This is a genomic window from Parabacteroides sp. PH5-46 (assembly GCF_029892785.1).
In the GTDB taxonomy this organism is placed as follows: domain Bacteria; phylum Bacteroidota; class Bacteroidia; order Bacteroidales; family Tannerellaceae; genus DFXE01.
This window is the reverse complement of the sequence record NZ_JARXXA010000007.1, coordinates 1-25,279: the sequence shown is the minus strand read 5'-3', so window position 1 is coordinate 25,279 and position 25,279 is coordinate 1. Positions and strand designations below refer to the sequence as shown.

Below are 25,279 nucleotides of genomic sequence, written 5' to 3'. Positions count from 1 at the left end.
GAACAATGATTAAACAAACCGCAGAAATATTCGAAATACTAAGTAAAGGACAATTCATTTCGTCCAATAGTGTTGATGAGAATTTGCGTCGATTATATCTTGTGATTGATGAGAACTTCGATGAGTTATATGATTATTTTATGGCTATTCGCTTTTTTCTGACAAGAGGAGATGAATACTTTTATTTTGTCCGCATGGAAAACAAAGTGGATATTGAACGAAAACTTCGGCAAGCAATGAAATGGATTGATATTCTTGATTTTGTAAAGAGTTTCAATAGTTCGTTCGGCTCGGGTTTTCGGTTTACATCTTCGGATATCTCTGTGCGCCTTAATTTAGATGCCGAATTGAAAGATAAATTGATGGGATTGAAAAAATATACCGAAAAAGAAAAATATGATGAAAGCATCGAAAAAATAATGGAAATCTTGAAAAAAGAAGGTTTCGTGGAGGAGGAAAATCCCATATCACGAATGTATAAAGTAACAGCCGCTTTCCATTATTTGGAGCAGTTGGTTTTATCTATCAATATACCTGAGGAAGTAAAATATGAGATACCTGAATAAAATCATATTTATCAATAGCGCTTCCGTAAAATATTCGGAAATAAGCCTGGATGGAAATGTCCATTTTATCGGCACGCAGGGAGTTGGAAAAAGCACATTATTACGTGCAATTCTGTTCTTTTATAATGCAGATAAATTAAAGTTAGGCATTTCGCGCGAAAAGAAAAATTTTGACGAATATTACTTCCCATATATTAACTCTTATATTATTTACGAAGTAGAAAAGGAGACGGAAGCTTATTGCGTATTGGCTTACAAACAACAAGGGCGTGTTTGTTTCCGTTTCTTTGATACGGTTTACGATAAAAAACATTTTATTGACAGTAGCGGACAAGTATTTGGCAGTTGGGACTATATTCGGGAATCGTTAGGAAAAAACATTCGTTCAACCAGAAAAATAGACCGTTATGAAGAATACAAGGATATTCTTTACGGCAATAATGCAGGACTTCGTTCCGAATTCAAAAAATATGCATTGCTGGAAAGCAAGAATTATCAGAACGTTCCACGAACGATTCAGAATGTATTCCTCAATTCTAAATTAGATGCCGAGTTTATCAAACAGACCATTATCAAATCGTTGAATGAAGAGGATGTGGAAGTTGATTTGACGAATTACGCCAATCACCTGAAAGACTTTGAGGCTAAACTGAATGACATTGGAAAATGGTCGGATAAAAATGCAAAAGGTGAAATTATTATCCGTAAACAAGCGGAACGGATAACAAATGCGCTTTCTTCCATTCGTTTTTTGGAACATGAAATGACGGAATTGACTGCGGAATTCAATTTCGCATGGGAAGGTGCAGTCATTATGCTTCCAAAAGAGATGAAAAAGCAAGAGTCGGAAATTGAGAGAAAACAAACGGTTGAGAAAAAGGAGAGCGTAGTAGATGCTCGCTTTCAGTCCAAAAAGGACAAGTTGAACGGAGAAATCAGCGTCTTAGCCAATAAATTAGAAGATATTAAAGAGAAAGAAAAATATTACAAAGGATTAAATATTACCGAAATACTGCGTCGAGTTTCTCAAAAAGGAACACAAGAAAAAAACAAGCAAAATCTGGAAGAAGAACAACGGTTGCTGACATCAAAGTTCGAGGAGGTCAATCAAAAATACGAAGCCATTTTCAAACAGTTTGAAAATCAGAAAAATGATTTCAATAATATCAGAAATAAAGAAAAAATAAGTATCAAGGCTGATTTCTTAAAGTTTAAAGAAGATTTAGCAGGACAATATGAAGTCTATTTCGATGAAATCAGAAAAAAATATCAACAGGAACTTGATGCAGCACAAGATTTGTTGGAAGAAAAAGGACGGAATATTCAGGATTTACGGGTAAAAGAAGCTGAAACGAAACACAAACCGTTTCTTCTGTCGGAAATTAATACTTGCAAACAGGAGGCGGACAAGTGGAAAGAAAAAATCCGTTTGGCAGAAAACATCCGAACGAAAGCGGAAGGAGAAATCGGAACACTTCAGAAACAATGGGAGTTGGAAACAAAAAGTTGTCATTTGGAGTATGATGCCTCAAAAGAAAAAGTAGAAGAAAAGCTGGAAAAACTGAACCGAAAAATTTCTGCTATCGACAAAAAATTGGAAGATTGCAAAGACTCGTTTTATGAGTGGCTCAACAAAGAATACCCTGAATGGGAAAATACCATTGGTAAAGTGATTGACGAGGATATTCTCTTTCATGGTGGGCTAAGTCCCCAAAAAGTGCAAGGTGCTGATTTGGAATTTTACGGGATTCGTCTGGATTTATCCGAAATCGAACGGGAGGTAAAAACCGTATCGGATTATGAAGTCGAAAAGGATAATCTGAAACAAGAGATTGCAGCAAACAAAACGCTACAAAACGAATTAAACAAAACGCAGTTAATCAATTTAGAGAAAATCAAGCAGAAATATAATCCTAAGATCAGAACGCTGAAAGAGACGATAAATACGAACAAAATATTAGTCGAACAGGGAAAACTGAAACAGGAAGAGTCAGAAATAAAGCTTGTCGATTGGCAGCGAAAAGCCGAGGAAGAAAAGGCAACTGCTTTGCAACAATTGACTCTTGCTATCAATCAGTTAATAGAAGAAAAACGTAAATCAGAAGAGAATTTGCGTAAAATAAAAGAAGATATAGAAAAGAAGTTAGATAAAAAGCACAAAGAAAAAACGAAGAAAATTCAGGAAGAAGAAGACGCTGTCCGACAAAAAACAAAATGCATAGAAGAAGCCATTCGCCAAAATGAATCGGTATTCCAAACCAAATTCACAGAAGCGAAGGCAAAGCAACAAAGCGATTTATTAGGAAAAGGCGTTGATACCAAGCGATTGGCTACTATTGACATGTCCTTGGCTCAAATTGGCGAAGAATTGAAATACATCGAAGAAAATCGTGATACGGTATCCGATTATCAAAAAGATAAACGTGAACTTTTCGACAAAACGGATGATTTCAATACAAAGAAGCAATTATTGGAGAGTCAGCTACAAACGGAAGCCGACAAATACAAACTGCAAAAAGAAAAAATCAAACATGAAATAACAGAAATAGACGACCTTATCGCTCTTCTTGGAAAAAATATTGAAAAACTGCAAACTGACCTTCAGAATGTTGAAAATTTCAAATTGACCGATTGCTGGACATTCGTAGAAGGACAAACAAAACAGGAAAAGACCGACAAAAATTGTTCGGAATTAATTAATTTCATGTATGTTAACAACAATACGACCATTAAACGATATGAAGACCTAAAAGAGTCTATCAACCGTTTTCTTGGCAATTTCAAAGAAGACAATATATTCAACTTTAAAACTCATTTGATTGAGAGTGAAGAATTTGTCCGATTTGCAGAAGAGTTGCAAGAATTTATTGAAGAAGATAAAATTGAGACATTCAAGCAGCGTGTCAATCAACTTTATACCGATATTATACGGCAAATTGGAAAAGAAACGACGGAACTCATTTCTCGTTCGGGTGATATTCAGCGGATTATTAAAAATATCAATGATGACTTTGTCGAACGAATTTTTACAGGCGTTATCAAAAGTATTGAACTGCGAGTTGTTGATAGTGGAAACAAAGTGGTGCAATGGATGATGCAGATAAAGAAATTCAATGATGAACATTCGTTTGAAATCGGCGAAGACAATCTCTTCAGCTCAAGTAACCGAGAAAGTCTGAACCGAAAATCAGTAGAACTGCTGAAATTGCTTGTGCGAGAAATCGGCATCTACAAAGAAGATAAAATAACCCTGTCCGATTCGTTCGAACTGCAATTCAAAATTGTGGAAAACGACAACGATAGCGGTTGGGTGGAAAAACTATCAAATGTTGGTTCCGACGGAACGGATGTGTTGGTAAAAGCTATGATAAACATTATGCTGTTGAATGTATTCAAAGAGCATGCTTCGAAGCGATTCAACGACTTCAAATTACATTGCATGATGGACGAAATTGGAAAATTACATCCGACCAACATCAAGGGGATATTGGATTTTGCCAATAGCCGGAATATCTTACTGATAAACAGTTCACCAACATCATACAATGCCACCGATTACAAATACACATACAAATTAGGCAAAGACACGCGAAGCGTGACGACTGTGCATCGTTTAATCAAAAAAATAAGCTGAGATGCTGAGATTAGGTCTTGCCAAAAAACTTCTGCGTTTACTTGAGGGCGAAAAAATGCCTTCAAGTCAGATGAAATATCCTGAAGTAAAAGAACTACTTGCGGAAAACATTCTGACCGAAATTCGGCAAGGACGAATGAAAAGCGTTTATCAATTGCGTAATCCTCAAAGTTTTTATACATACTTATCTAATCGCTTTGGGATACATGATTTATATGTATATGTTGATGCATTGAAAAAAGAAGAAATAACAAAATCTGAACTTGTCCTTGCTTCATCCGATTCAAAAGCCCGTACAGTAAGAAGCTTCAAAGGCTTTCTGGTAAATAGTTATGAGCCAATTTCAGCCACATTGAACAATGAACAGATTGTTATTCACCCTGCATCCGGAACATTTCAGTTTATCTACGACTTTGAGACTTTTACGATTGATAAAGGCGTAACGGTTGTCGGAGTTGAGAATGCCGAAAACTTTAGACAGATAGAAAAACAGCATTATTTGTTTGAACATATAAAACCACTTTTCGTGAGCCGTTATCCGCAGAATCAATACAAAGATTTAATTCGCTGGTTACAAATTATTGACAATCCATATCTGCACTTCGGAGATTTTGATTTGGCAGGAATCCGGATTTTCCTTTTTGAATATTTCCAGCATTTAGGGGATAAGGCGCATTTCTTTATCCCGCCAAATATAGAATCTTTGATTGAAAAATACGGTAATTCAAAAAGATATAATAATCAAATTACTCATTTTGACACCAAAGAAATTACTAACGAAAAACTACTTGAGTTAGTCAGGATAATACATTCATATAAAAAAGGGTTAGATCAAGAAGCCTTAATAAGGTAGATGTCGGTTAATAATTTGTGAGAAAGCTCCTACTTATTTGACTCACAATTTTCAGCTAACCTGACCACGTTCTCTGAAGACCAATAAGCCTCCTCAATTACCCTATTTCTATTCTCCACTGGCAAATTCATAAAATCAATAATATGATCTTCTTGGGGGAAATAGGACTGACAATAAACTGGCGTAACCCCTTCCGGCACAATTCCGATATAATCAGTTCCGGACACCATTGCCAGAATCTCTTTAGCATCCCATAGTTTAAACGGAATATTGTTTTTATACAGAGCTATGGCAAACCGAACGGTTTCAGCAACTCGGCTACTGCTTTTCCCAGCAAGAGATAACTGCCAACCATTTCCCCTCTTATTTACATACAATGAAATATGCGTAGAATTTCCACCTCGGCAAACTTCCCATGGATGGCCGAATTGCCATTCGCGTTTATCGAACCATTCTTTGAAAGCTTTTGGGGAGTTAATATCAAGTTCAGTAAGCACAAAATCTCTTCCATCAGCAAATTTACGATATAAATCAGGCAAGGATAGATTTGCATCGTACGAATAACCATTCGCGTCATATCCCAGCTTGCAACAATTAAAAAAGAAGCCGGAGGTCATTTTATCAGATGTAATAAGCATGTCATCACCTTCTGATAACTCTACTATTGCTTTTAGCGTATCAATATCATCTTTAGTTAGTCCTTTCAACATCCACTCTTTTTCTTCTGGGTCAATATCCCAATATTGTTGGCGGAGGATGCGCCCTGTACGTTTTGTATATGGGAGATGCTGATTGGTATATTCATTATATCCGGCTGTATCTTTTTTGAGCCAGTCAAGACACTTATCAACAGTTTGTTCGAGCCATGAAATAAGCTGGGTGTTGAGTGATTCAGTAGAGTAAGGTTCTTCCTTTTTTATATGCAGAGTGAGCCTATTGTCAACAAAGAAGAAATACTCCCCGTTATAGTGAGTAACAGAAAAGAGATACCATTTAATTAGATCAGGATACTCTTCTTTCCATATCTTTTCGAAGTCATCTCTGTTTTCCACTATCTCATTTTCCAAATAATCATCGTAATCGCCAAAATCCTCGATAGAGCCATGATCAGTGGTAAGCCAAAGCTCTCTGCGTTCGTCATTTCCACAAATAGCAACACATTGCATCTTCTCTAATATACATAACAAAACTTCCTTATCCGTCTGACTCAATAAATCAGGGCAAGATTGAGCCTTAGTAATAAGTCCATCAAGTATTGGTGCGGAGATAGTATTCATGATAATAATTCTTATTCTGCAAAGTTACATTTTTCTAATTTGAAAGACTTTGGTGAAGAGGTTTGTTTATCACAAGAATTTTATTTTATTTCCAAAACGCACTATACTTGCAGCATAATAGAAACAAAATAGAAAAAGACTTTTCTGGAATTTAAGGGTCAAAGATAACCTGATGTTCGGATACGAGTTGAAACCAATGGCAGACAGTCGTACCATACAGTTTGCTACACCCGAAAAAGCATTGCTTGATTTGCTGTATCTTTATCCGTTTATAGTGGACAGGAGTTGGAAGAATTACGCTTAGACGAGGATTATCTGAATGACGATTTGAACAAAGATTTGTTGATGGACTATTGCGATAAGTTCCAAAGTAAAGCCCTTCTCTGTAGAATGAAATTGCTTTTTAAGACATACCAACTTTAAATTAGAAGAAAAAAACCATCAAATCGTCTTGTTTGCAAGACGAAAATGTACTATATTTGTCCTGTTGACAAGACGGAATAATTATGGATAAAAACATACTGAAAACAGTTATTGCAGACAATCAGATAGAAGTGCCTAAATACAAGGTAATTCCAAGAGATTTCATCTTTGAAGAATTTGGTAATTACGTTTTTGTGGGTATTCGAAGAGCTGGAAAGTCTTTCTTGCTCTATCAACGAATGCAGCAGTTACTTGCGCAAGGCGTACAGTGGGATGAGATGCTATATGTTAATTTTGAGGATGAACGTCTGGTTGGTATGTCTTTGGAAGATTTGAATTTGCTTTTAGAAGTCCATTTAGAGATGTATGGAAAGAAGCCGATACTTTTTCTTGATGAGATACAGAACATTATCGGTTGGGAAAAATTCGCCCGCCGTATGGCTGATACCAAACATCGGGTTTATATTACCGGAAGTAATGCCAAAATGTTAAGTCAGGATATCCAGACCATTCTTGGGGGACGTTACATTCCCATAGATGTTTTTCCATATAATTTCAAGGAATTTCTGACTGCAAATGAAATCAAGTTCAATGAAGAATCTTTGCTTTCAACGGAAGGGAAGGCTGAAGTTCTAAGAAAATTCAATGATTATTTTTATTTCGGAGGATTCCCAGAGAGTGCAGAATTCACTGCCAAACGAGATTATTTGACAAGTGTTTATCAAAAAATATATTTGGGAGATATTGCTACCCGTCATTCAGTAGACAACACGTTTGCCTTGCGTATCATGTTCAAAAAACTGGCCGAAAGCGTAAAACAGCCTGTGTCATTTTCTAGAGTAACCAACATCGTGTCATCGACCGGAGCGAAAGTAGGCAAAACGACTATAATCAACTATATAGAATATGCAAAAGATGCTTGGCTGATTTCTTCGCTACAAAATATAGCAGGCAAGCTGGTTGAAAAGGAAACGAATCCAAAGTATTATTTTACTGACAATGGTATTCTGAATCTTTTCTTATTGGATGGAAATACTTCGTTATTGGAAAATTTGATAGCTATTAACCTGTTGCGTAAATATGGACGCAATGATGCGGTTTTTTTCTACAATAAAGGAGTTGAAGTAGATTTTTATATCCCTGATGAAGCTATTGCTATTCAAGCGTGTTATGACCTTGACAATAGCGATGGTACATTTGATAGAGAGGTTGAAGCATTATTGAAACTTCCGAGTGTGTTAGAGTGTAAAAAGTTGATGATTATCACCCGCGATACCGAACGGATGTTGGAAATAGATGGTAACACAATTGAAGTTATTCCTGCATGGAAATGGCTTCTAAATTTATAATAATTTGTACCTTTGTACAAGCACCATGCTCATAGCGAGCAGAACGATGAAAAATAATCGTGTGCTAAATCGTGTGGGATTCCAAATTTAAGAAAACATAAAAGGTTGACTATCAATAGAGATACAATAACAGTTCTCTTTCTGGTGGCACCACTTTTAGAGAAAGCAAAAAGAAGTAAACTCCTGATATTCAACGAATATCGGGAGTTTTTCATTTTTACCCACTACGCAAAAAACAGCAAATTTCGACCTACTCTGGTGGAGCAAAAGGTGGAGCAAACTCAGGAGATATTTATCTCCACCTTTTGACCTTAATTGGCATTGACTGTCAGCCTGTTGCGTAGCGAAACTCTCTCCACTTTTTCATAATTTTGTATCACTTAAAACAAGTAGAAAAATGATGGAAAGAAATTCATTTAGTGTTTTGTTTTTCTTAAAGAAAACAAAACTATTGAAGAATGGTGAAGCCTCTGTATGTATGAGAATTACAGTAAACAATGTCCGCGCTGAAACGAACATTCGTAAAAGTATTAGTCCTTCCCTCTGGAATCAGGCGAAAGAATGTTCTCGTGGCAAAGACCGCAAGTCAAACGACTTAAACAAGTTTATTGAAGAAGCTCGAATCAAGTTGTATAATATTCATTCCGATTTGAGGCAGGAAGGTTTACCCATTACAGCAATTATTCTCCGGGATAAGTTCTTTGGATTGGAAGAGAAGGAAGCACCAAGAACCCTTATAGCTACCATTCAAGAGCATAACGACCAATGCCGGCAATTAGTAGGTAAAGACTTCGCTTTAATAACTGTACGCCGTTACGAAAGTTGCAAACGTTATTTAGTTGAACTTATAAAAATAAAGTTCGACAAAGAAGATATTCCGCTTAAAGATGTGAACGGAGAATTCATTAGGGCTTTCGATTTCTACTTGAAAACTGAAAAAGAATGTGCTCAAAATACCGTTATCCGCTACATGAAGTGCCTTAAAAAGATTACTAATCTATCTCTTGCCAATGAGTGGATAAGCAAAGACCCGTTTATGGGAATAAAATTTCATGAGAAAGAAGTAAATCGGGAGTTTCTTACTTGGGATGAACTGCAAACAGTTATAAACAAAAAGTTTGAGTTGCCTCGTATTGATTTGGTTCGTGATATTTTCATATTTTGTGCTTTTACTGGACTCTCATTCATAGATGTAAAGCAACTGACATCAGAGCATATAGTAAACGACCGAGAGGGAAATTATTGGATTCGGAAGGCTCGGCAAAAGACAAAAAACATGTGTAATATCCCGCTGTTGGATGTACCTTTAGCAATTATAGAGAAGTATAAAGGCTGTCCTCTTTGTGAAAAACGGAATGTATTGTTGCCTGTACCCTGTAATCAAAAGATGAATAGTTATTTGAAGGAAATCGCCGATTTGTGCGGAATTAAGAAGGAAATTTCGACACACACAGCGCGCCATAGCTATGCTACGTCAGTGTGCCTAGCCAACGGTGTAAGCATCGAGAATGTTGCGAAAATGCTTGGTCATTCCAATATCAGTATGACGAAACGATATGCACGAGTACTTGATCAAAGTATTCTGAACGATATGCAGAAAGTTGGAAACGTTTCTACATCCTTGTAATATTCCTATATTAAAAGGGTTGAAAGGTGCTTTTTCTTAAATTTAGTACCTTTATTTTACTTCAAAATGCTATTTGCAGGAAATCAATATGGAGAAATCGACAATAAGGAGTCTTAGATATAATGTTTTGCCTGAAAGTCAAGACTATATATGTCTATTTTTTTAGGAATAATTATTTATATTTCTATAAAGATTGTATCTTTGTAGAAAATCAAGGAGTTATGAAAAAGAGAACCAACATAATGTTCAGTCGTTTTTCTATAGAAGACAATTCTCTTATGGAAGACATATTTCATATCTTAAAAGATATAGAATACACAGAAGACAATGGTATTGGTTATTCTGATCTTGAAATCAATGAAGGCATTTTATATTCTACTTTAATAAAACGGACTATTACGTCTATTCTAGGTTTTAATCCAGATATAAATGATTTAAAAAAAATTGAAATACCTATTTATGAGAAAATTCCATTCTGTATGGATTTTAATAAAAACCTATTGTACTCTTTTGGAGCAAATGCAAATCATAATAAGATAAAAAGTGCGTTAAGAAGTACTCTTGAAACCCCTCTCTCTTATAATGATTTTGGCTTTACTCCTGTTGATATTATGAGAAAGATCTCATGTAATAATCAATCATTTAATATTGAAGAAATTATTATTAAAAACTTTAAATATAGTGACGGAGTTCTGGGAAAATACATAGCAAAAATATCAAATCAAGTTATAGGTAAAGAGCTTATCAATAGTTATGCAAATGACGTATTGAAAGTTTCAATCAATATCGTTAGCCAGAAAGATTATTATTTAATTATCTCTTCAAATACACTAAGTATAAAATGTGAAGAAGATGATTTTTATCCTATATTAGAAAACATAAAAGACAATATACATGGGTGAAGATTCACAATATAAGGGAGAACTTTGGACTCAACAGGCTATAGCCTTATTAAATCTGCTTTCATGGGAAAAAATTGGCGACAGTGGTATGGATGTTGAGGGTACTGACAACGTGGAGTATGGGATTGACTGTTTGTACAGTATAAAAAATCCGGCTAAAGATATTCCAGAAAGTCTGATAATTGAAGCTAAATGTTATTTGACAACTAGTCTTAGTCAATCAGCATTACAAGCTTGGGTTGATAGATTGAATTTAAAGATATCAACATTGAGAGGCTCTAAAGAACTCTTTGATAGACATCCTATATTTCAAGAAATATCAGATTTGAAAATTGGTATAATATTCATTTGGTTTAGTAACACTGATGAATATAAATCTTTTCGTCCTCGTTTTCGAGAAATGGTTGAAAATATTACAGTATCTACCAAACCTTTAAAAAGTTCTATTTTTAATAAGATATATATAATTGATAATGACTTAATATCTAAACTTTGCTCAATACATTCGGTGATTAAAGATTTTAATGAATTTAAGTTTTATTATCCTTCCTCATTTATAAATAACAGAGCAGTTCAAAGGACGTCTATTTTATCTTTAGACTATATTTTTTCAAAATTCATACTGGGACAATCTAAAGATAATTCAGGAGCTGAATTGAATATAGTCTTCTACTTTGGAGAGTTAAACACGCAGTCATTTAGGCTATTAAAATCAGTTTTGCTTTCCTTTTTATTTATAGATGAATCACGGAAATTGATTATATATAAATATCACAGAGATGAAGAATTCCGTAAAATAGAACCGGATATAATAAAACTGTATAAAGAAGATAATATTGACTTTGAAATAAAAGATATGGATTCTTGTCGAGAATTGCCTGCATTTATAACGAATATAAAATGATAACAAAATACCCTCCCACATATGATATTTATGAAGTTCTTAGTGCACAAACGAGAGCTTTTATCAATAAGTTTGCTCAATCAAGAGGTCTTATTTTAACTAATGCCAGTAAGGATGATTTAGTAAAAGAACTCTCATCCCTATTATACGAATTGTCTGATTTAGAGGAAATAAGGGAAGCCTCGTACCAAACATCAAATAAGCAATCTCTAAGTGGTTTTACTATTAAGCCTAAAGACACGGATTTTGATTTAGAATCTTTGTATAATCGTTTGAGAGAATATGGGCAATTGCAATCAAAAGGCTATCAACTTAAGACATTGTCTAGAGAGAAAAGAAGCGAGGAAATAGTATGTTGTAAAGGCGAAATTGAATATACTAAACACAAGTCGGGAAAAATTGAATTTTTACAAGGCGAAAAATATAATACAGAATTCTTTTTCTTTAATTTACCTGATGGTTCTTGGCAAGTAGAAGTTGATGGTTCCAGTTCTTCTGACGGGAAAGAGGTTCTAAAACTCATGCAAATGGTTATTGGAGCAAAATCTGCTGAAATAGCGACATTGAAAATCGATGACCTACAAGAGCAAGATGTTATTACTTTTTTTGATAGATTAGCAAAAGAGGGTTTTGACAAAAAAGAATGGGCTTTGTTAGATATCAAACAGCTAACATTTAAGAGAAGAGGAAATGTTCTAGAGATAGAAGAAGAGGGAGAGGAAGAGACCTTAGAGGAAGTAAGTGAAAAGGACTTAGGTGGAATTAGCCAAGCGGTTTTGGATGGTCGAAATTTAAGGGAACATTCATTTGTTCGGCAAGCAGAAAATAGCGGTTGTGTCTTTACTGCAATGACCTACGAATTCAAAAGCATTAGAACTTCTGCTTTACTAATTATAAAAGCAGAATTCAAAGGTAGTCCTAAAATATTTGAAGTATCGGTTATTAATACAGGAAATATAGAAGGTACTAAAGGTAATAAAAAAGTATATTATGCACCAACTACTTCATTTAAACGAGAAAAAGCGAGTGAATTCTGGAATAATGCAAGAAAAGTCTACAATAGTCTTCTCAAATAGTTACAGAAAAGACCTACAAGCTACTTCTTACAGGTCTTTTCAATTGCTTTATTAGTATAGATTTTGTTTACTTAATGATATTATTTTCTACCAAATTCAGTATCTCCGATTCCTTATACAAAATCTTTCCCTTAATCTGAATAAATGGGATTTTGCCAGTATCCCGCCAATCCTGTAACGTCCGGAACGAAACGTGAAGCATCCGACAGATATCACGGTTTGACAGGAGTTTTTCTCCATTCAGGTGTGGAGTTCGGCTTTTAAGGGCTTGCCCGATAGTATCCAGTAACTCATCCAATCCCGTGAAGAAAGAAGTTATTTCCGTTGATTTCTTATCTAATATTTCCATTGTTGTATCTTTTTTAGTTCCGTATATAGTCGCCCAATGCGGAGATAGTTAATATACCCAGTTTTATATCATAGCTGATAGCCGTCCGTTTCAGGTTATAGTTGATAAAGAAGCCGTCTTCATCTTTCTGTATCTCGTAGGTAGCAGGGCTTGCCTGTTTGCTTGTTTCGTTCATGTGGATAACACTAAGTAAATAGCTTTCTCCGCTTCGGTATATAATAACTGTCGGATTCAAATTTATGCTCTCCCAATTACCAACCAACCTATCTAAATTGACATTTTCTGTTTTCATTTTTGCTCTTTGCTTCTTTGTGACTGACTGATTAAATTCTCAATATCCGATACCTTGTAATAACATTTACGCCCAATATGCGAATAAGGCAGAATACCGTTATCCCTGTATGACTGTAATGTTCTCGGCGATATTTGCAGAAGGCTACAAACATCATCGTTGCCTAACCATTGTTCTTTATCCTGATTCTCCCCACAAAGGATTTTTATCTGTCGGGCAAAATCCTCAAAACGTCCTCTCATCTGTTCGAACGTTTTGCTTTCGATTGCTACTATATCCATATTAAAATCTGTTTTTACTGATTACTGAAATTATTCTCATTGCAATGATTTTCAGGCAAAGGAAAGTAGATTTCAGGCAGGTTTTACGAAATGGGGTGCAATGGCTGAAAGTGGCTGTGTCTGGCGTAAATACTTAATCCCCTACACATATTTTTTTCTTTTTTTAATTGATATACATCTCATTCATGCAGGGAATAGATAAGACAACACTTTTTAGAAATTTACTCTTTTCAGCATGAAAAGGAAGAAATTTCTAAAAACCGCTTGCGGCTTGGTGTTGGCGTTCTATTACCGGAATGTACTTTTGTAAATCAAATAAATAAAGAATTATACTATCTCTTATCTTGAAAATATGATAGGAGATTCTTCACTGATATTGCATAGTTTAAACCGTCTATTGAGTAGAAACCCAATTTCTTGGCAAATGAACTGCTTTTCTCATTGGTTGATTCAATTCCAATATACTTAAAACCATATTTTATGGCTATTTCTGCTAAAAACCTGACGAAATGAGAGCCATGCCCTATGCGTTCTTTTTGAAAGCCGATTCGGGCTATAATAAGGCAATTGGGCGGAAATAGGCTTTCTATTCTCCTGATACGCAAATAGAGGTCTATCCGGCTATTTCTTCGGGTGGTTACGATATTATCAGGTGTAAGCCGGACAAAGGAACGGCGGTATCTGAACTGCTCCATCAGGTAGCTATCTATTGCTTCCCGTATTTCTTCATATTCGCACATAGTATTCATTTATAGTTTTTTATCCTCTTCTTATTCTCTTATTTGGTTTCTTCTTTTTTCTTTTCACGGGAATTTGTTGTTCTTCTGTATTATTCGGTTCAGGAGTAAGCAAACCTAATGCAGAGGATAAACCCAAATCAGGGAGATTGAAACTTTGCTTATTTTCAATATCGTTTGAAAGGTTGTCGTCTTGTTTATATGCAACCTTGTTTTCATTCGGTTCGCCTTGCTTATCTGCATACAAGCCAGTCTGCATATCTGTATTTTTTCTTTCATCGAAAATCTGGCGTTCCTGCATATTAAGTTGGTCAGAGATACTTCCGTTCTTCATGGTATTGTAGTATTCAAAGGATTCGGTTAATTGCCGTTGGTAGCCGAATAGCCTATCAAATCCTTGCTCTGCTTGTTGGAACAGGTTCTTCCTGTCAAAACCACCCTTAACCGTTCCTTTCGTGGTATTCTTGTGATTGGTAAGTGGAGATAGTTTCTTTTTGTTGGATTGGTCTTTACGGCTGACAATCAAATGACAGTGCATATTTAGTTCGTTACTTGACCTGTCCCGGCTGAAATGTATCTTGCCGTAAAACTTTATATCATCTGCCGATAGTCCTTTATTGAAGTTCTTGGCATATTCAGGAATAACCACTTCACGGATATACCGTTTCATGGCTTCGGTTTGTTCTTGTTCGGTGTTACCCATTGCCCGAAGTTCTTTTTCCGATGGGCTGACATGGATAGCATAAAACTTGGCATCCGTTTTCATAAGTTGCCCGATATTGCTGTCTATATCTTTTATAACCTGTGATTTGTAGATATTGTCATCTGTCAGGTTGAAGAATCCTTCGGTATAGATTCCCTGCTCCATGCGCTCTAAGTCCTCATGTTCTAAATAGTTGCATAGCTTTCTGCTACTGCCTGCATTGTTGTATGTGCCTTTGGACGGTGGCGGGAAATCTATATTCATGGGTTACTCGTTTATCAAGTCGTTAATCTCGGCTCTTAGGCTCTCTTTACGCTTGCCGTCCATTACTCCACAAGTGGCAAGCTCCGAATACAGGGAGATTAATTTCAATAGCTTCTGATTATTCCTTTGTTGTACCTGGGTTTAGCTATTAATCGTCCTGGAATGATTGTCAATAGTAGCAGATAGTTTATCAAGGCTTGCGGACTGGTTATTTATTACTACTGCTATTTTACCGAAATGTTCGTCCAACTTTTTCAGTACATTGACAAGGTTATCTTTTGAGGTGTTTATTTCTAAATTTACTTTTTCCGTCAGGATTCCGACAGCCGTATCGAACTTAACGGCTATTGAATGGCTTGTTCGTATCATCGGGTTGAGTTGTTCTTCTTCGTAGTGGCGAATGAAGCGGATAATATCATCCTGCCGTTTATTAATCTTGGCAAGTTCTGATTTTACCGATTCGGGAGCATCCGCAGGGTTAATATGTGCTTTATCCAGATACAGGAATGCCAGCTTTACAACTTCGCTCTTTTTCAACGAATAGCGTTTACATATCTTTTCTACTAAACGTCCTGTTTCCTTGTCTATGGAAACAGTAGTATATATAATCTTTGGGGCTTCATCTTTCATGATAATTACTTTTTAATGGAATTTCATGTCATTAAAAGTCTGATAATTAGCGATAAACACAAAAGGCTAATTATTGGACTAATTATAGCGGTTTATGTTAAACCGCTAAAGCCGAAGGCTTTGACCCGCAGGGCAAGAGGAAGAACAGGACGAAGTCCAGTTCCCTCTTGCTTAATTTAGCGAAACAGGCAGAGCCGAGAGACGAAGTTGTTTCTGCTAAATGCGGAGCTATTTACAGGAGGCGTAAACCAAAAGCAAGCCTCTTTCATTTGCTCTATTCTGCTTAAATCATAGAAAGTAGAATCATTCCTCTTTTTCGTCTTTTTTATCCTTGTCTTTGGGCTTTGGGTGCTTCTTTTCAAAATCCTGATAGGTTTGAAAATCCATGTGCGCTCGCACAAACTCCCGAACATCAGAAGTGCGGTAATAGGTTTTGTGGGCAATCATAAAGAAAGGTAGTTTTTTACTGGAACGATACCGCTGTAATGTTCGGTAAGATACTTTTAGGAGAAAGGCTAAATCTTGATTATCGAGCAGTTTCTCGTCTTCGTCAAATACCTCTTTGGTGTTGATGAGCGATTTCAGGTCTTGACCTATATCGTTCAATTTCTTGGATAGCTTTTGCATCCACATTTCAAAATCTTCATTATTGATATACATGATTTGCTTCGTTTTACAGATTAATACTTCTTATATCCAATGCATTGACGAAGCAAAGCTCGGCAGAATGGAGAAACAGAAAAAGAGGAGTAGTTAACTACTCCCCCGAAAGTTTTTTGTAACATACTTGTATTTAATATATTACAAAACGGTTATTTTTCATCTTGTTTATTTCTGTCCTCTTTATCCTTTCGGATTATGAGGTTACGCAGGAAGTCGAGGGCTTTTGTCCGATTGAATGGTTTACGGTCGAATACCTTTTTCTGTTGGTCATAGATACTGCCAAAACTACAATTAAAAACCTTTTCAAAAGCATCTGCAATTTGGTTCAGGTGTGCGGGTTTTCCGTTCCGTTGGAATACTTTCTTTGAAAAGAAAAGGGTGATTACGATTTCCGCTAAAGCAACAATCCCGAAGTCTTTTGACTTAGGGATTATATATAGTTCGGATTCAAACGCTGGTTGGTTGGATTGATAAAACTGTTTCGGATGTTGAATTTTGAGGTTAAGTAGTTCTAATTCAGCATTGACAATGGCTAAAGCCTTTTGTAGATAGGCAAATTTCAGGGCATTTTCCCCCCTGCTCGTACCGATTTAGGAGTTCTAAGGCTGATAACTCAATACGAGTATTACTCAAATTCCGATAGATTGCAGCGTAATCATTTTCGGAACTAACCGCCTTTACATGTTGGATGAAGTTTCCATAGGCACTTTGCATTTCTTCGTTTGTGACTTGTGAGGATTCAGACAATAGACTGAAAAACCTCGTTTTTAAGATTTCATTCATGAGCATAAAATTTTAAAGTGAATATTAATAATCAGACCGAAGTCCTGTTTTATGCTGAATGATTAGTGAAATTTTCCTAAATAAAAATTTCACCTTTCAAATATAATTTAGCCTGTCCACTTATTTCTACCCTTTTTCCTATGAGTACACAATATAGATATCCCTTACGTTCAGATAATTGCAAGGCGGACAATTCTGTTTTATTTAGTTTTCCTGCCCAGTATGGAGTTAAAGTCGTGTGGGCTGACCCTGTTACGGGATCTTCGATTATTCCTGATTGGGGAGCGAAAAATCTTGAAACAAAATCGACACTTCTACCTTTTGCTGTAATGATAACGCCTCTTGCTTTTAGCTTCGCAATAAATTCAAATTGTGGTTTAATATTGGTGATGTCTATTTCTTCTTCGTACACCAACATATAGTCTGTCTTGCCTTTATATACTTCAATAGGCATTCTGTCAAAACAGCTTGTTATTTCACTTGATATCGGTATTTCACAAAATTCATCAACAGGAAAATCAAGCATCAATCTATCCGCTTGTTTACTTACCCTCAATTCACCACTTCTGGGAGAATGAAATACGATAGTGTTTTCTGCATGGTTTTCATGATAAAACAGGACGTATGCTGCCGCCAATGTAGCATGTCCGCATAAATCGACTTCGACATTAGGAGTAAACCAACGAATTTCGTATTGGTTATCCTGCTTAACGTAAAATGCTGTTTCGGCAAGATTGTTTTCCATTGCTATTTTTTGCAACAGGCTATCATCTAACCATTTATTCAGCGGACAAACCGCAGCAGGATTTCCTCCAAATAACTTTTCTGTAAATGCATCGACTTGATATAGCTTATATTTATCCATAATAACTATTTTTAAGGCAAAGATATACATAAAACAGATATTCAACTTGTATTTATTTGTTGAAATAGTGTATTTTTGTGCTATGAAAAAAGTTAATCTGCTTCAACCTTACGAGATCGTTTACTTAAATACAAACCAATGTCCATTGGATGTACATGGACACTCTTTCTTTGAACTACTTTATATTCTTTCAGGCTCAGGGACACAAAACATAAATGGTAATGTGTTCGGGTATCGTAAAGGGGATTTCTTTTTAATCACACCTAAAGACCATCATGCTTTTGATGTAGAGACCAAGACGGAATTTTTCATTGTTCGCTTCCATGAAAACCATATCAATTCTGATGCACTTTCAAGTGAGAGTGCTAAAAGATTGAAATTTATCCTTAACAATGCAGACAAGTATTGTGGATGTATCTTGAAAAACAAAACAGATATTCAGCTGATAAGACCTATTGTTGAAGCAATCCTTAACGAGAATGAAAAAACAGATTTATATGATAAAGAATTTATTCGACAATTAGTAAACACATTGATAATAATTGCTGCCCGAAATTTATCGCTCTCTTTACCTGAAACAATAAATAATTATTCTGATTCAAGAATAATGGAAATCATACACTACATCCACTCTAACATCCATAATCCCGAAAAGCTAATTGCTAAAAATATTTCATCTTCCTTTAGTATTTCTGAATTGTATCTTGGTCGTTATTTTAAGAAACATACAGGCGTATTACTGCAACAATATATAATCAACTATAAACTAAGCATGATTGAGAGCAGACTATTGTATAGTGATATGCGTATTAATGAGATAGCTAATGAATTTGGATTTACTGATGAAAGCCATTTGTATAAGCTATTCAAAAAGTATAGAGGGCTTAGTCCGGGTAGTTTTAGATTGGTTCAGAATAAAAGTGAAGAAAAGAAAGATTAGAATTTACACTTTCTTTCCCTCACTTTTTTAATCATATTGTTTTTACGATTTCCTTAATTGGCTTCCGAACTTGGGGCTTTACTACTGAACTGTGATAACCTATGGGTATTATTGCCACAGGATGTATATGTTCTGATAACTCCAATGCCTGAGAGCAAATAATTGGATCGAAGTTACACACCCAACAAGTTCCAAGTCCTTGTTCCGCTGCTGCAAGACAAATATGCTCAATGGCAATAGAAAGATCAACGTCCACATGGTTTTTACTATCATATGAGCGTTTCCATGACTGTTCTGAATCAGCACAAGCCACAATATAAAAAGGAGCTGAATCTATCCACCTATTGGGATATGCTTTTTGCAAATCTTTCTTTTTCTCTTCACTTTTCACGATGAAAAAAAGCCAAGGTTGAATATTTACAGCAGAAGGGGCAAATCTGGCACATTCCAATATATAATCCAGTTTTTCCTGCTCCACTTCTTTAGAATCGAATTGTCGTATTGCTCTACGTTTTCTAATAAGTTCCAAAAAATTCATATGATTCATTGTTAATAGTTTCAGGCAAAATTACACATAAATATAAGCGAAAAACTGTATTTATTTTCGTTTCTAATGTCTGATTTTGACATAAATTACCTGTCTATATGTAGATAGAAAACTCTTACAGGAAATATTTTCCTTCGATTTTAACAACCGCACTTCCACCGAACAATACTCTTTCTGCTACGGTTTTTAACTTGACAATATTATAATCGTTAAGTTCTGCATTTTGTTCGATAGAAATAGGATTACCACGCCAAAGATGTTGTTTTATCATATAATAACCAAATGCGGAATTACCTGATCCAGTAGCAGGGTCTTCAAGGTAGCCGAATTTAGGTGCGAATACTCTTGTTCTTGCAATATTATTCATGTCAGTTACAGATGTTGTAAACACAAGGATAATATCTATTCCACTAGTCAGGCAAAATTCTTTCAATTCTATTTCGTCAGGATGCATTCCAATCACATTTTCTAAGCTGTTTACAGGAACAATCAATGTTCGAAGTCCTGCATCTATTAGTTCAATGGGATAGTTATAGTTTATCTCATCTTTAGAAATATTCAGGCTAATTGTAATATCATCCAGTTTTGCAGAAAATATAAGATGTTGTGGTTTAGGTGCTGTAATAAATACAGCATTAAGCTGTTCAAGTTCGTTATAAACTATCAATTCGCCCTTATTGGTAAAGATTGTAATTACTGGCAGGGCTATCAACGTTTCATTATTTTTTATCAACTCATACATACACGCAATTGTGCCATGTCCGCAAAATTCAACTTCACATTCTGAAGAGTAGTATTTGAGCCGAAATGAATTTTCGCACAAAGGAGTACAATAAATAACTTCCGAAGCAAAACCTTTATGTTCTTTAGCTATGGATAACATTTCAACCTCGGATAGTTGCTGCTCTTTATCCAAATAAAGACAAACCGCCGGATTTCCGCCAGATTTGATTGTAGAAAAAGCATTTATCTTTTTATATACAAATTGTTTCATCTTAATGGGTTTTATTTCTAAGGATTGAATATTTGGCAAACATACACATTAAAACCGAGATTTAATTGTATTTATTTTCTCTAATAATGTATATTTCACTATCTTTGTGGTGTTATTTGAAACAATGGAAATACAAAGCAGACCAAAGTCTTTCGCTCATTTCTAAATCGTTACCTATTGTTTATTTTCCTTTCTTAAAGTCCTGATATTCAATAGTCAAAAATCAAATTTTGTACTTCAAGAAATATTTTATGCAGCCTCATTGTTAGCACCTCTTCGGGTATTATTTTGCTTTACCTACCTTTTTAGCACCCTTTCGGGTATTTATTGAATAATATTCTTATATTTGTACCCGAAAAGGTATCGAATATGAATGATCTGCCATTGAATGAGTATGTGAAAACCAAGCGTAAAGCACTTGGGCTATCACGAGAAGAGTTTGCACAAAAAGCGGGTGTAGGGCTTCGTTTCTTGCGTGAACTGGAACAAGGGAAAGAAACCCTGAAAATGGATAAAGTAAACCAAGTATTAAAACTGTTTGGTATGCAACTCGGTGCCATACCAATGAACAGAACTAATTTGATAGAAGCATGAAACAAGCCCAAATTTACATGTACAGTACATTTGCAGGCATTCTGACAGAAGACGAAAACGGATATAAGTTTGAGTATGATTCTGATTATTTAGCCAGTGAAAAGGCAGAAGCTATCAGCTTAACTTTACCACTGACAGATAAGCCTTATCTAAGTAATGTATTGCATCCATTCTTTGACGGACTGATACCCGAAGGGTGGCTATTAGATATTGCCGAAAAGAACTGGAAAATAAACAATCGGGATAGAATGTCTTTGCTGCTTGCCTGCTGTAAAGATTGTATCGGTGCTGTGAGTGTTCAACCTCTTTAATCATGAGTATTATGCAAAGGTGTTTATATTGTTATCAGTCGCTTGACGAAGGGCAAACTGATTTTCATCCGCAATGTTCAAAGAAAATATTTGGAACAGCAACGCTTCCTGTTCTTCCATATAGCAAAGCAGATATAGAATCGTTAGCTTTAGAGGTTGTTCGTTCGCAAATAACGATTACAGGAGTACAGCCGAAGTTATCTGTTGATTTGGAAAAAGAGAAAAGCGGAGAAAAGCGTTTTACAATAGTCGGTTTATGGGGTGGTTATATCCTAAAACCTCAAACCGAAGAATATGATAATCTTCCTGAAAATGAGGATTTAACCATGCATTTGGCTGAGTTGACAAAGATAAAAACCGTTCCCCATTCCTTAATACGGTTCAAGGATGGTTCATTGGCTTATATTACAAAACGGATAGACCGAGATAAAGAAGGTGAAAAAATACCAATGGAAGATATGTGTCAGTTGACGGAGAAGCTAACAGAACAGAAATATAAAGGTTCGCACGAACAAATAGCAAAAAAAATTATAGAGTATTCAGCTTATCCTGTATTGGACTTGATTAATTATTTTGAAGTTCTACTATTTTGCTATTTGACAGGAAATGCAGATATGCACTTGAAAAATTTCTCTCTTTACAAAGGTACAGGCGAATATACCTTTGCTCCTGCTTATGATTTGTTATCTACTAAATTAGTTATACCGGAAGATAATGAAGAACTGGCTTTGACCTTGAACGGTAAAAAACGGAAACTGAAAAGGGCTGACTTCGATAATCTTCTGAAATCCTTTAAAGTAGATGAAAAGACGATTGAAAATGTATATGAGAAATTCAGGAAGATACTACCTCAATGGTATGATTTTATAGATATATCTTTCTTGCCTGAACAGATGAAAGAAGAGTATAAGCAACTTATTCAGAATAGGTCTGCAATATTGAACGCATAAAAAGAATCTCATAAATTTCCAAATTATGACGATTCCTCGTATATTTGTAATAGGAAATGTGATGTGAAGAATTTCGCCGCAAAGTAGTGCAAAAATTTGGTGGAGCAATAGCGGGAGATTACTTCTTTTTTGAAAATATATCTATAAGAAATACAGCCACTTAAATCAAAATGACGATTCCTGGTGGCACCACTTTTAAAAGACTTCAAATTTGGTAAATCCCTGAAAATAAAACATTTCAGGGATTTTCTTTTTCCAAGAAATCCTCCATTTTTAGCAAAATCAAGCAGTTCCCTCGGGCTAAATCGTGGTCAATTTTATCCACGTAAAAAAATGACCACGAATAGCACTGTAAGTCACTGATTGTCTTAGAGTTCAATGTTCTCTATTTAGCATGGTTCAAGTATCTTTAAACCATTAATTTATAGAGTATGAAACAGACTTTTAATGTGCTTTTCTTTGTGAGAAGAACAAAGTTGAAGAAAACAGGTGATACACCAATCATGTTGCGCATCACCATTGAAGGACAGTTGGTCGAAATGCAACTTAAACGTGACGTAAAGCCTAACCTTTGGAATCAAGCGAAAGAGCGCTGTACAGGTAAGGATTCTGCATCTTTAGAGATTAACCGCTACCTTGAATCGGTGAAACTTCGCCTATTTGAAATCCACCGAAAGATGGAGGAAGACGGCAAACTAATCAATCCGATGGAAATCAAGCGGAAATTTCTCGGACTGGATGAAGAGCACAAAATGTTCTTTCAGGTATTTCAGGAGCATAACGACAAATGTAGGGAGTTGATCGGAAAGGATTATGCAAAAGTAACGATCTCCCGTTTTGATACTTGTTTGAAGTATTTTCGGGAAATGAGTGTAACCCAATATCAGCGGAAAGATATTCCGTTAAAAGAAGTCACCAACGGCATGATTCATGATTACATCCACTTTCTAAAAGCCGAAAAGGGATTGCAAGAAAATACAGTTATTCGTTACATGAAGGTAGTAAAGAAGGTATTAAACATTGCGGTAAACTACGATTGGATACAAAAGAATCCATTCGGCAATATCCGTTTCCACGAGAAGGAAGTACACAAAGAGTTCCTTACAAAAGAGGAGCTGGAAACACTTCGCACAAAAGAATTTGAGATTCCACGATTGGAATTGGTGCGGGATGTATTTTTAGTGCAGTGCTATACTGGACTCGCCTTCATAGATGTATCCGAATTAAAAGAAGAACATATCATTGCTGATAATGACGGAAACCTATGGATACGAAAGGAAAGGCATAAAACCGGAATCATGTGTAACGTACCATTGCTTGATGTTCCATTGGGGATTATTGAGAAATATAAAGATCATCCGCTTTGCCAAAAGAGAGGTATTTTACTACCCGTATTAAGCAATCAAAAGTGTAATGCTTACTTGAAAGAAATTGCCGATTGCTGCGGAATTAAAAAGAATCTCTCCACGCACACAGGGAGACATACGTTCTGCTCAGTGGTTACACTGGCTAATAATGTTTCGTTGGAAAACATCGCAAAAATGGTTGGACATACGAATACCCGAATGACACAACGTTATGCAAAGGTATTAGACCAAAGTATTCTCCGGGATATGCAAGGGGTAAAAGAAAGTTTTGCGAAGTAGGTTATATGAAAGAAGAAACGGCTGACTCATTCACGAATGTTCAGCCGTTCAGATAACCTAAGAACAACGCTTATAAAGAACCATCATAAGCGGGACGAAACCGTTCTTCCAAAACCTTTCGAATATCCGATTCACGAAACAGAACCTTTCCCGGCAATTGGATAAATGGCAAAACTCCGTTCTTCCGGTAATCCTGTAAAGTGCGTCGAGATATTTTAAGAATAGAACAGAGCTCCTCGCTTGTTAGATAACGTTCACCGTCAAATAACGGCTTATGCGTTTTCAGGATGTGTTCGATATAAGGCAAAGCATTGTTTAATGCTTGCAATAGTTCCTGGCTATCTTGATTGGTATATAGTTGCATGGAAAAGTTATTTAGAATTGATTTTGCCTTGTTCCAACAGGAGTTTAACTTCGGAAATTCGGTAATAGATTTTCTTCCCGATGGTAGAGAATGATAGTGTACCACTTTCCCGAAGATGTTGTAGTCGGCGAGGCGGCAGATTAAGAGAAGCAGCCAGTTCTTTGCCCTCTATCCACTCCTGTTCTATGCACAGAGTATTATTGGATGGTTGCTTTGGAACTAATGAGGTTATCCGTTCCAGTTTCTTTTTGAAGGAATCAAAAGATTCTTTTTCTATTGCGATAATATCCATATTCATTCGGTTTTATACGTTCTGTCGACAAATATAGATGAAGGAGTGAGAGGTTTTGAGAAATCGAGACCAGTGGCTTTAAGTGGGAGTTTATGGCATTGTTTCAGTTACTAAAGAATTTGCCCCGCAGGGTAAGAGGAAGAACAGAACGAAGTCCAGTTTCTTCTAAATGCGGAGCTATTTACAAGAGGCGTAAACCAAAAGCAAGCCTTCATCATTTGCTTTATTCTGCTTAAAACATAAAATGCAGAATCATTCCTCATCTCCGTCAAATACCTCTTTGGTGTTGATGAACGATTTCAGGTCTTGACCTATATCGTCCAATTTCTTGGATAACTTTTGCATCCATTTTTCGAAATCTTCATTATTTAGTCTATCCTTAAAAGCATTTCATTTATTTGATTGACAATATATTAGTTTGATTATTTCTTGTTTATATCTGCAAGAATTAGTATCTTTATCT

At 35.7% G+C, this 25,279-nt stretch carries 27 protein-coding genes and 2 pseudogenes; 14 read left to right on the top strand and 15 right to left on the bottom strand.

The window, feature by feature from the left end; translation table 11 throughout:
• Positions 1-5 precede the first annotated feature (5 nt).
• From M2470_RS08995 to M2470_RS08985, 3 genes are read left to right on the top strand one after another with little or no spacing between them, the layout of a single operon-like run.
• Positions 6-566, top strand: coding sequence for a hypothetical protein (locus M2470_RS08995; protein WP_163274313.1), 561 nt, complete (start codon positions 6-8; stop codon positions 564-566).
• A complete protein-coding gene (locus M2470_RS08990) occupies positions 550-4,200 on the top strand; it encodes an ATP-binding protein (RefSeq protein WP_280744816.1) in 3,651 nt (1,216 codons plus the stop codon). Before M2470_RS08995 ends, M2470_RS08990 begins: the two co-directional genes overlap by 17 nt.
• Before the next feature lies 1 nt (position 4,201).
• A complete protein-coding gene (locus M2470_RS08985) occupies positions 4,202-5,053 on the top strand; it encodes a hypothetical protein (protein WP_280744817.1) in 852 nt (283 codons plus the stop codon).
• Between the two features lie 29 nt (positions 5,054-5,082).
• Here the strand turns inward: M2470_RS08985 and M2470_RS08980 are convergent, their stop codons facing one another.
• Positions 5,083-6,330 (bottom strand): hypothetical protein, encoded by a 1,248-nt coding sequence (locus tag M2470_RS08980; protein ID WP_163274255.1) that lies wholly within the window; start codon positions 6,328-6,330, stop codon positions 5,083-5,085.
• A 172-nt stretch (positions 6,331-6,502) separates the two neighbouring features.
• Here M2470_RS08980 and M2470_RS08975 point away from each other — a divergent pair, with 172 nt between their 5' ends.
• The 6 genes from M2470_RS08975 (at position 6,503) to M2470_RS08950 (ending at position 12,611) form a co-directional block, all read left to right on the top strand.
• Positions 6,503-6,634: a hypothetical protein gene (locus M2470_RS08975; RefSeq protein WP_255490626.1), complete on the top strand. Its 132-nt coding sequence runs from the start codon at positions 6,503-6,505 to the stop codon at positions 6,632-6,634.
• Between the two features lie 202 nt (positions 6,635-6,836).
• Positions 6,837-8,102, top strand: a complete 1,266-nt coding sequence (locus tag M2470_RS08970; protein ID WP_280744818.1) for an ATP-binding protein — start codon at positions 6,837-6,839, stop codon at positions 8,100-8,102.
• Between the two features lie 400 nt (positions 8,103-8,502).
• Positions 8,503-9,729, top strand: a complete 1,227-nt coding sequence (locus M2470_RS08965; RefSeq protein ID WP_280746389.1) for a site-specific integrase — start codon at positions 8,503-8,505, stop codon at positions 9,727-9,729.
• A 221-nt stretch (positions 9,730-9,950) separates the two neighbouring features.
• Positions 9,951-10,631, top strand: coding sequence for a hypothetical protein (locus M2470_RS08960; RefSeq protein WP_280746370.1), 681 nt, complete (start codon positions 9,951-9,953; stop codon positions 10,629-10,631).
• Positions 10,624-11,535, top strand: coding sequence for a hypothetical protein (locus M2470_RS08955; RefSeq protein WP_280746371.1), 912 nt, complete (start codon positions 10,624-10,626; stop codon positions 11,533-11,535). Before M2470_RS08960 ends, M2470_RS08955 begins: the two co-directional genes overlap by 8 nt.
• Entirely contained in the window at positions 11,532-12,611 is a 1,080-nt protein-coding gene (locus tag M2470_RS08950) for a hypothetical protein (protein WP_280746372.1), read from the top strand. Before M2470_RS08955 ends, M2470_RS08950 begins: the two co-directional genes overlap by 4 nt.
• A 67-nt stretch (positions 12,612-12,678) precedes the next feature.
• Here the strand turns inward: M2470_RS08950 and M2470_RS08945 are convergent, their stop codons facing one another.
• From M2470_RS08945 to M2470_RS08900, 9 genes and pseudogenes are all read right to left on the bottom strand, one after another.
• A complete protein-coding gene (locus M2470_RS08945; protein ID WP_280746373.1) occupies positions 12,679-12,960 on the bottom strand; it encodes a helix-turn-helix domain-containing protein in 282 nt (93 codons plus the stop codon).
• Between the two features lie 13 nt (positions 12,961-12,973).
• Positions 12,974-13,252 (bottom strand): DUF3876 domain-containing protein, encoded by a 279-nt coding sequence (locus M2470_RS08940; RefSeq protein WP_280746374.1) that lies wholly within the window; start codon positions 13,250-13,252, stop codon positions 12,974-12,976.
• Positions 13,249-13,533, bottom strand: a complete 285-nt coding sequence (locus tag M2470_RS08935) for a helix-turn-helix domain-containing protein (RefSeq protein WP_280746375.1) — start codon at positions 13,531-13,533, stop codon at positions 13,249-13,251. The genes M2470_RS08940 and M2470_RS08935 overlap by 4 nt, the downstream gene beginning before the upstream one ends.
• Positions 13,534-13,865: 332 nt before the next feature.
• Positions 13,866-14,273 (bottom strand): GNAT family N-acetyltransferase, encoded by a 408-nt coding sequence (locus M2470_RS08930; protein ID WP_280746390.1) that lies wholly within the window; start codon positions 14,271-14,273, stop codon positions 13,866-13,868.
• Positions 14,274-14,292: 19 nt separating this feature from the next.
• Positions 14,293-15,237 (bottom strand): DUF5712 family protein, encoded by a 945-nt coding sequence (locus tag M2470_RS08925; RefSeq protein WP_280746376.1) that lies wholly within the window; start codon positions 15,235-15,237, stop codon positions 14,293-14,295.
• A 3-nt stretch (positions 15,238-15,240) separates the two neighbouring features.
• Positions 15,241-15,867, bottom strand: a pseudogene (locus M2470_RS08920) (BfmA/BtgA family mobilization protein).
• Positions 15,868-16,170: 303 nt separating this feature from the next.
• Complete coding sequence (locus M2470_RS08915; protein WP_280746377.1) at positions 16,171-16,527, bottom strand: helix-turn-helix domain-containing protein; 357 nt, start codon at positions 16,525-16,527, stop codon at positions 16,171-16,173.
• 152 nt (positions 16,528-16,679) lie between these two features.
• Positions 16,680-16,937, bottom strand: a complete 258-nt coding sequence (locus M2470_RS08910) for an RteC domain-containing protein (RefSeq protein ID WP_280746391.1) — start codon at positions 16,935-16,937, stop codon at positions 16,680-16,682.
• A 452-nt stretch (positions 16,938-17,389) separates the two neighbouring features.
• Entirely contained in the window at positions 17,390-18,178 is a 789-nt protein-coding gene (locus tag M2470_RS08900) for a PhzF family phenazine biosynthesis protein (protein ID WP_280746379.1), read from the bottom strand.
• 82 nt (positions 18,179-18,260) lie between these two features.
• On the opposite strand from M2470_RS08900, the gene M2470_RS08895 reads away from it, so the two are divergent.
• The gene (locus M2470_RS08895) at positions 18,261-19,118 is read left to right on the top strand and encodes an AraC family transcriptional regulator (protein ID WP_280746380.1); all 858 of its coding nucleotides are present in this window, start codon (positions 18,261-18,263) and stop codon (positions 19,116-19,118) included.
• Between the two features lie 31 nt (positions 19,119-19,149).
• On the opposite strand, the gene M2470_RS08890 is transcribed toward M2470_RS08895, so the two are convergent.
• Both M2470_RS08890 and M2470_RS08885 read right to left on the bottom strand, forming a co-directional pair.
• Positions 19,150-19,656, bottom strand: coding sequence for a nitroreductase family protein (locus M2470_RS08890; protein WP_280746381.1), 507 nt, complete (start codon positions 19,654-19,656; stop codon positions 19,150-19,152).
• 124 nt (positions 19,657-19,780) lie between these two features.
• On the bottom strand, positions 19,781-20,659 hold the full coding sequence (locus M2470_RS08885; protein WP_280746383.1) for a PhzF family phenazine biosynthesis isomerase: 879 nt from the start codon (positions 20,657-20,659) through the stop codon (positions 19,781-19,783).
• Between the two features lie 369 nt (positions 20,660-21,028).
• Between M2470_RS08885 and M2470_RS08880 the strand changes: the two genes are divergently transcribed.
• The 4 genes from M2470_RS08880 (at position 21,029) to M2470_RS08865 (ending at position 24,160) form a co-directional block, all read left to right on the top strand.
• Positions 21,029-21,253, top strand: coding sequence for a helix-turn-helix domain-containing protein (locus M2470_RS08880; protein WP_280746384.1), 225 nt, complete (start codon positions 21,029-21,031; stop codon positions 21,251-21,253).
• The gene (locus tag M2470_RS08875) at positions 21,250-21,564 is read left to right on the top strand and encodes a HipA N-terminal domain-containing protein (RefSeq protein ID WP_163318898.1); all 315 of its coding nucleotides are present in this window, start codon (positions 21,250-21,252) and stop codon (positions 21,562-21,564) included. The genes M2470_RS08880 and M2470_RS08875 overlap by 4 nt, the downstream gene beginning before the upstream one ends.
• A gap of 11 nt (positions 21,565-21,575) precedes the next feature.
• A complete protein-coding gene (locus tag M2470_RS08870) occupies positions 21,576-22,514 on the top strand; it encodes a HipA domain-containing protein (RefSeq protein WP_280746385.1) in 939 nt (312 codons plus the stop codon).
• 431 nt (positions 22,515-22,945) lie between these two features.
• Positions 22,946-24,160: a site-specific integrase gene (locus tag M2470_RS08865; RefSeq protein ID WP_280746386.1), complete on the top strand. Its 1,215-nt coding sequence runs from the start codon at positions 22,946-22,948 to the stop codon at positions 24,158-24,160.
• A gap of 70 nt (positions 24,161-24,230) precedes the next feature.
• Here the strand turns inward: M2470_RS08865 and M2470_RS08860 are convergent, their stop codons facing one another.
• The 3 genes and pseudogenes from M2470_RS08860 to M2470_RS08850 form a co-directional block, all read right to left on the bottom strand.
• Positions 24,231-24,524 (bottom strand): helix-turn-helix domain-containing protein, encoded by a 294-nt coding sequence (locus tag M2470_RS08860; protein ID WP_280746387.1) that lies wholly within the window; start codon positions 24,522-24,524, stop codon positions 24,231-24,233.
• Positions 24,525-24,531: 7 nt separating this feature from the next.
• The gene (locus M2470_RS08855; RefSeq protein ID WP_280746388.1) at positions 24,532-24,816 is read right to left on the bottom strand and encodes a DNA-binding protein; all 285 of its coding nucleotides are present in this window, start codon (positions 24,814-24,816) and stop codon (positions 24,532-24,534) included.
• Between the two features lie 255 nt (positions 24,817-25,071).
• Positions 25,072-25,161, bottom strand: a pseudogene (locus tag M2470_RS08850) (DNA-binding protein); the annotation flags it as partial.
• Between the last annotated feature and the right edge of the window lie 118 nt (positions 25,162-25,279).

Coding starts and splice junctions, on each gene's coding strand:
- M2470_RS08875 (WP_163318898.1), top strand. CDS start 21,250: ATGAAACAAGCCCAAATTTACATGTACAGTACATTTGCAGGCATTCTG.
- M2470_RS08870 (WP_280746385.1), top strand. CDS start 21,576: ATGCAAAGGTGTTTATATTGTTATCAGTCGCTTGACGAAGGGCAAACT.
- M2470_RS08975 (WP_255490626.1), top strand. CDS start 6,503: ATGTTCGGATACGAGTTGAAACCAATGGCAGACAGTCGTACCATACAG.
- M2470_RS08995 (WP_163274313.1), top strand. CDS start 6: ATGATTAAACAAACCGCAGAAATATTCGAAATACTAAGTAAAGGACAA.
- M2470_RS08915 (WP_280746377.1), bottom strand. CDS start 16,527: ATGTATATCAATAATGAAGATTTTGAAATGTGGATGCAAAAGCTATCC.
- M2470_RS08925 (WP_280746376.1), bottom strand. CDS start 15,237: ATGAATATAGATTTCCCGCCACCGTCCAAAGGCACATACAACAATGCA.
- M2470_RS08865 (WP_280746386.1), top strand. CDS start 22,946: ATGAAACAGACTTTTAATGTGCTTTTCTTTGTGAGAAGAACAAAGTTG.
- M2470_RS08935 (WP_280746375.1), bottom strand. CDS start 13,533: ATGGATATAGTAGCAATCGAAAGCAAAACGTTCGAACAGATGAGAGGA.
- M2470_RS08990 (WP_280744816.1), top strand. CDS start 550: ATGAGATACCTGAATAAAATCATATTTATCAATAGCGCTTCCGTAAAA.
- M2470_RS08890 (WP_280746381.1), bottom strand. CDS start 19,656: ATGAATTTTTTGGAACTTATTAGAAAACGTAGAGCAATACGACAATTC.
- M2470_RS08970 (WP_280744818.1), top strand. CDS start 6,837: ATGGATAAAAACATACTGAAAACAGTTATTGCAGACAATCAGATAGAA.
- M2470_RS08940 (WP_280746374.1), bottom strand. CDS start 13,252: ATGAAAACAGAAAATGTCAATTTAGATAGGTTGGTTGGTAATTGGGAG.
- M2470_RS08930 (WP_280746390.1), bottom strand. CDS start 14,273: ATGTGCGAATATGAAGAAATACGGGAAGCAATAGATAGCTACCTGATG.
- M2470_RS08960 (WP_280746370.1), top strand. CDS start 9,951: ATGAAAAAGAGAACCAACATAATGTTCAGTCGTTTTTCTATAGAAGAC.
- M2470_RS08885 (WP_280746383.1), bottom strand. CDS start 20,659: ATGAAACAATTTGTATATAAAAAGATAAATGCTTTTTCTACAATCAAA.
- M2470_RS08950 (WP_280746372.1), top strand. CDS start 11,532: ATGATAACAAAATACCCTCCCACATATGATATTTATGAAGTTCTTAGT.
- M2470_RS08985 (WP_280744817.1), top strand. CDS start 4,202: ATGCTGAGATTAGGTCTTGCCAAAAAACTTCTGCGTTTACTTGAGGGC.
- M2470_RS08955 (WP_280746371.1), top strand. CDS start 10,624: ATGGGTGAAGATTCACAATATAAGGGAGAACTTTGGACTCAACAGGCT.
- M2470_RS08855 (WP_280746388.1), bottom strand. CDS start 24,816: ATGGATATTATCGCAATAGAAAAAGAATCTTTTGATTCCTTCAAAAAG.
- M2470_RS08860 (WP_280746387.1), bottom strand. CDS start 24,524: ATGCAACTATATACCAATCAAGATAGCCAGGAACTATTGCAAGCATTA.
- M2470_RS08965 (WP_280746389.1), top strand. CDS start 8,503: ATGGAAAGAAATTCATTTAGTGTTTTGTTTTTCTTAAAGAAAACAAAA.
- M2470_RS08945 (WP_280746373.1), bottom strand. CDS start 12,960: ATGGAAATATTAGATAAGAAATCAACGGAAATAACTTCTTTCTTCACG.
- M2470_RS08900 (WP_280746379.1), bottom strand. CDS start 18,178: ATGGATAAATATAAGCTATATCAAGTCGATGCATTTACAGAAAAGTTA.
- M2470_RS08980 (WP_163274255.1), bottom strand. CDS start 6,330: ATGAATACTATCTCCGCACCAATACTTGATGGACTTATTACTAAGGCT.
- M2470_RS08880 (WP_280746384.1), top strand. CDS start 21,029: ATGAATGATCTGCCATTGAATGAGTATGTGAAAACCAAGCGTAAAGCA.
- M2470_RS08895 (WP_280746380.1), top strand. CDS start 18,261: ATGAAAAAAGTTAATCTGCTTCAACCTTACGAGATCGTTTACTTAAAT.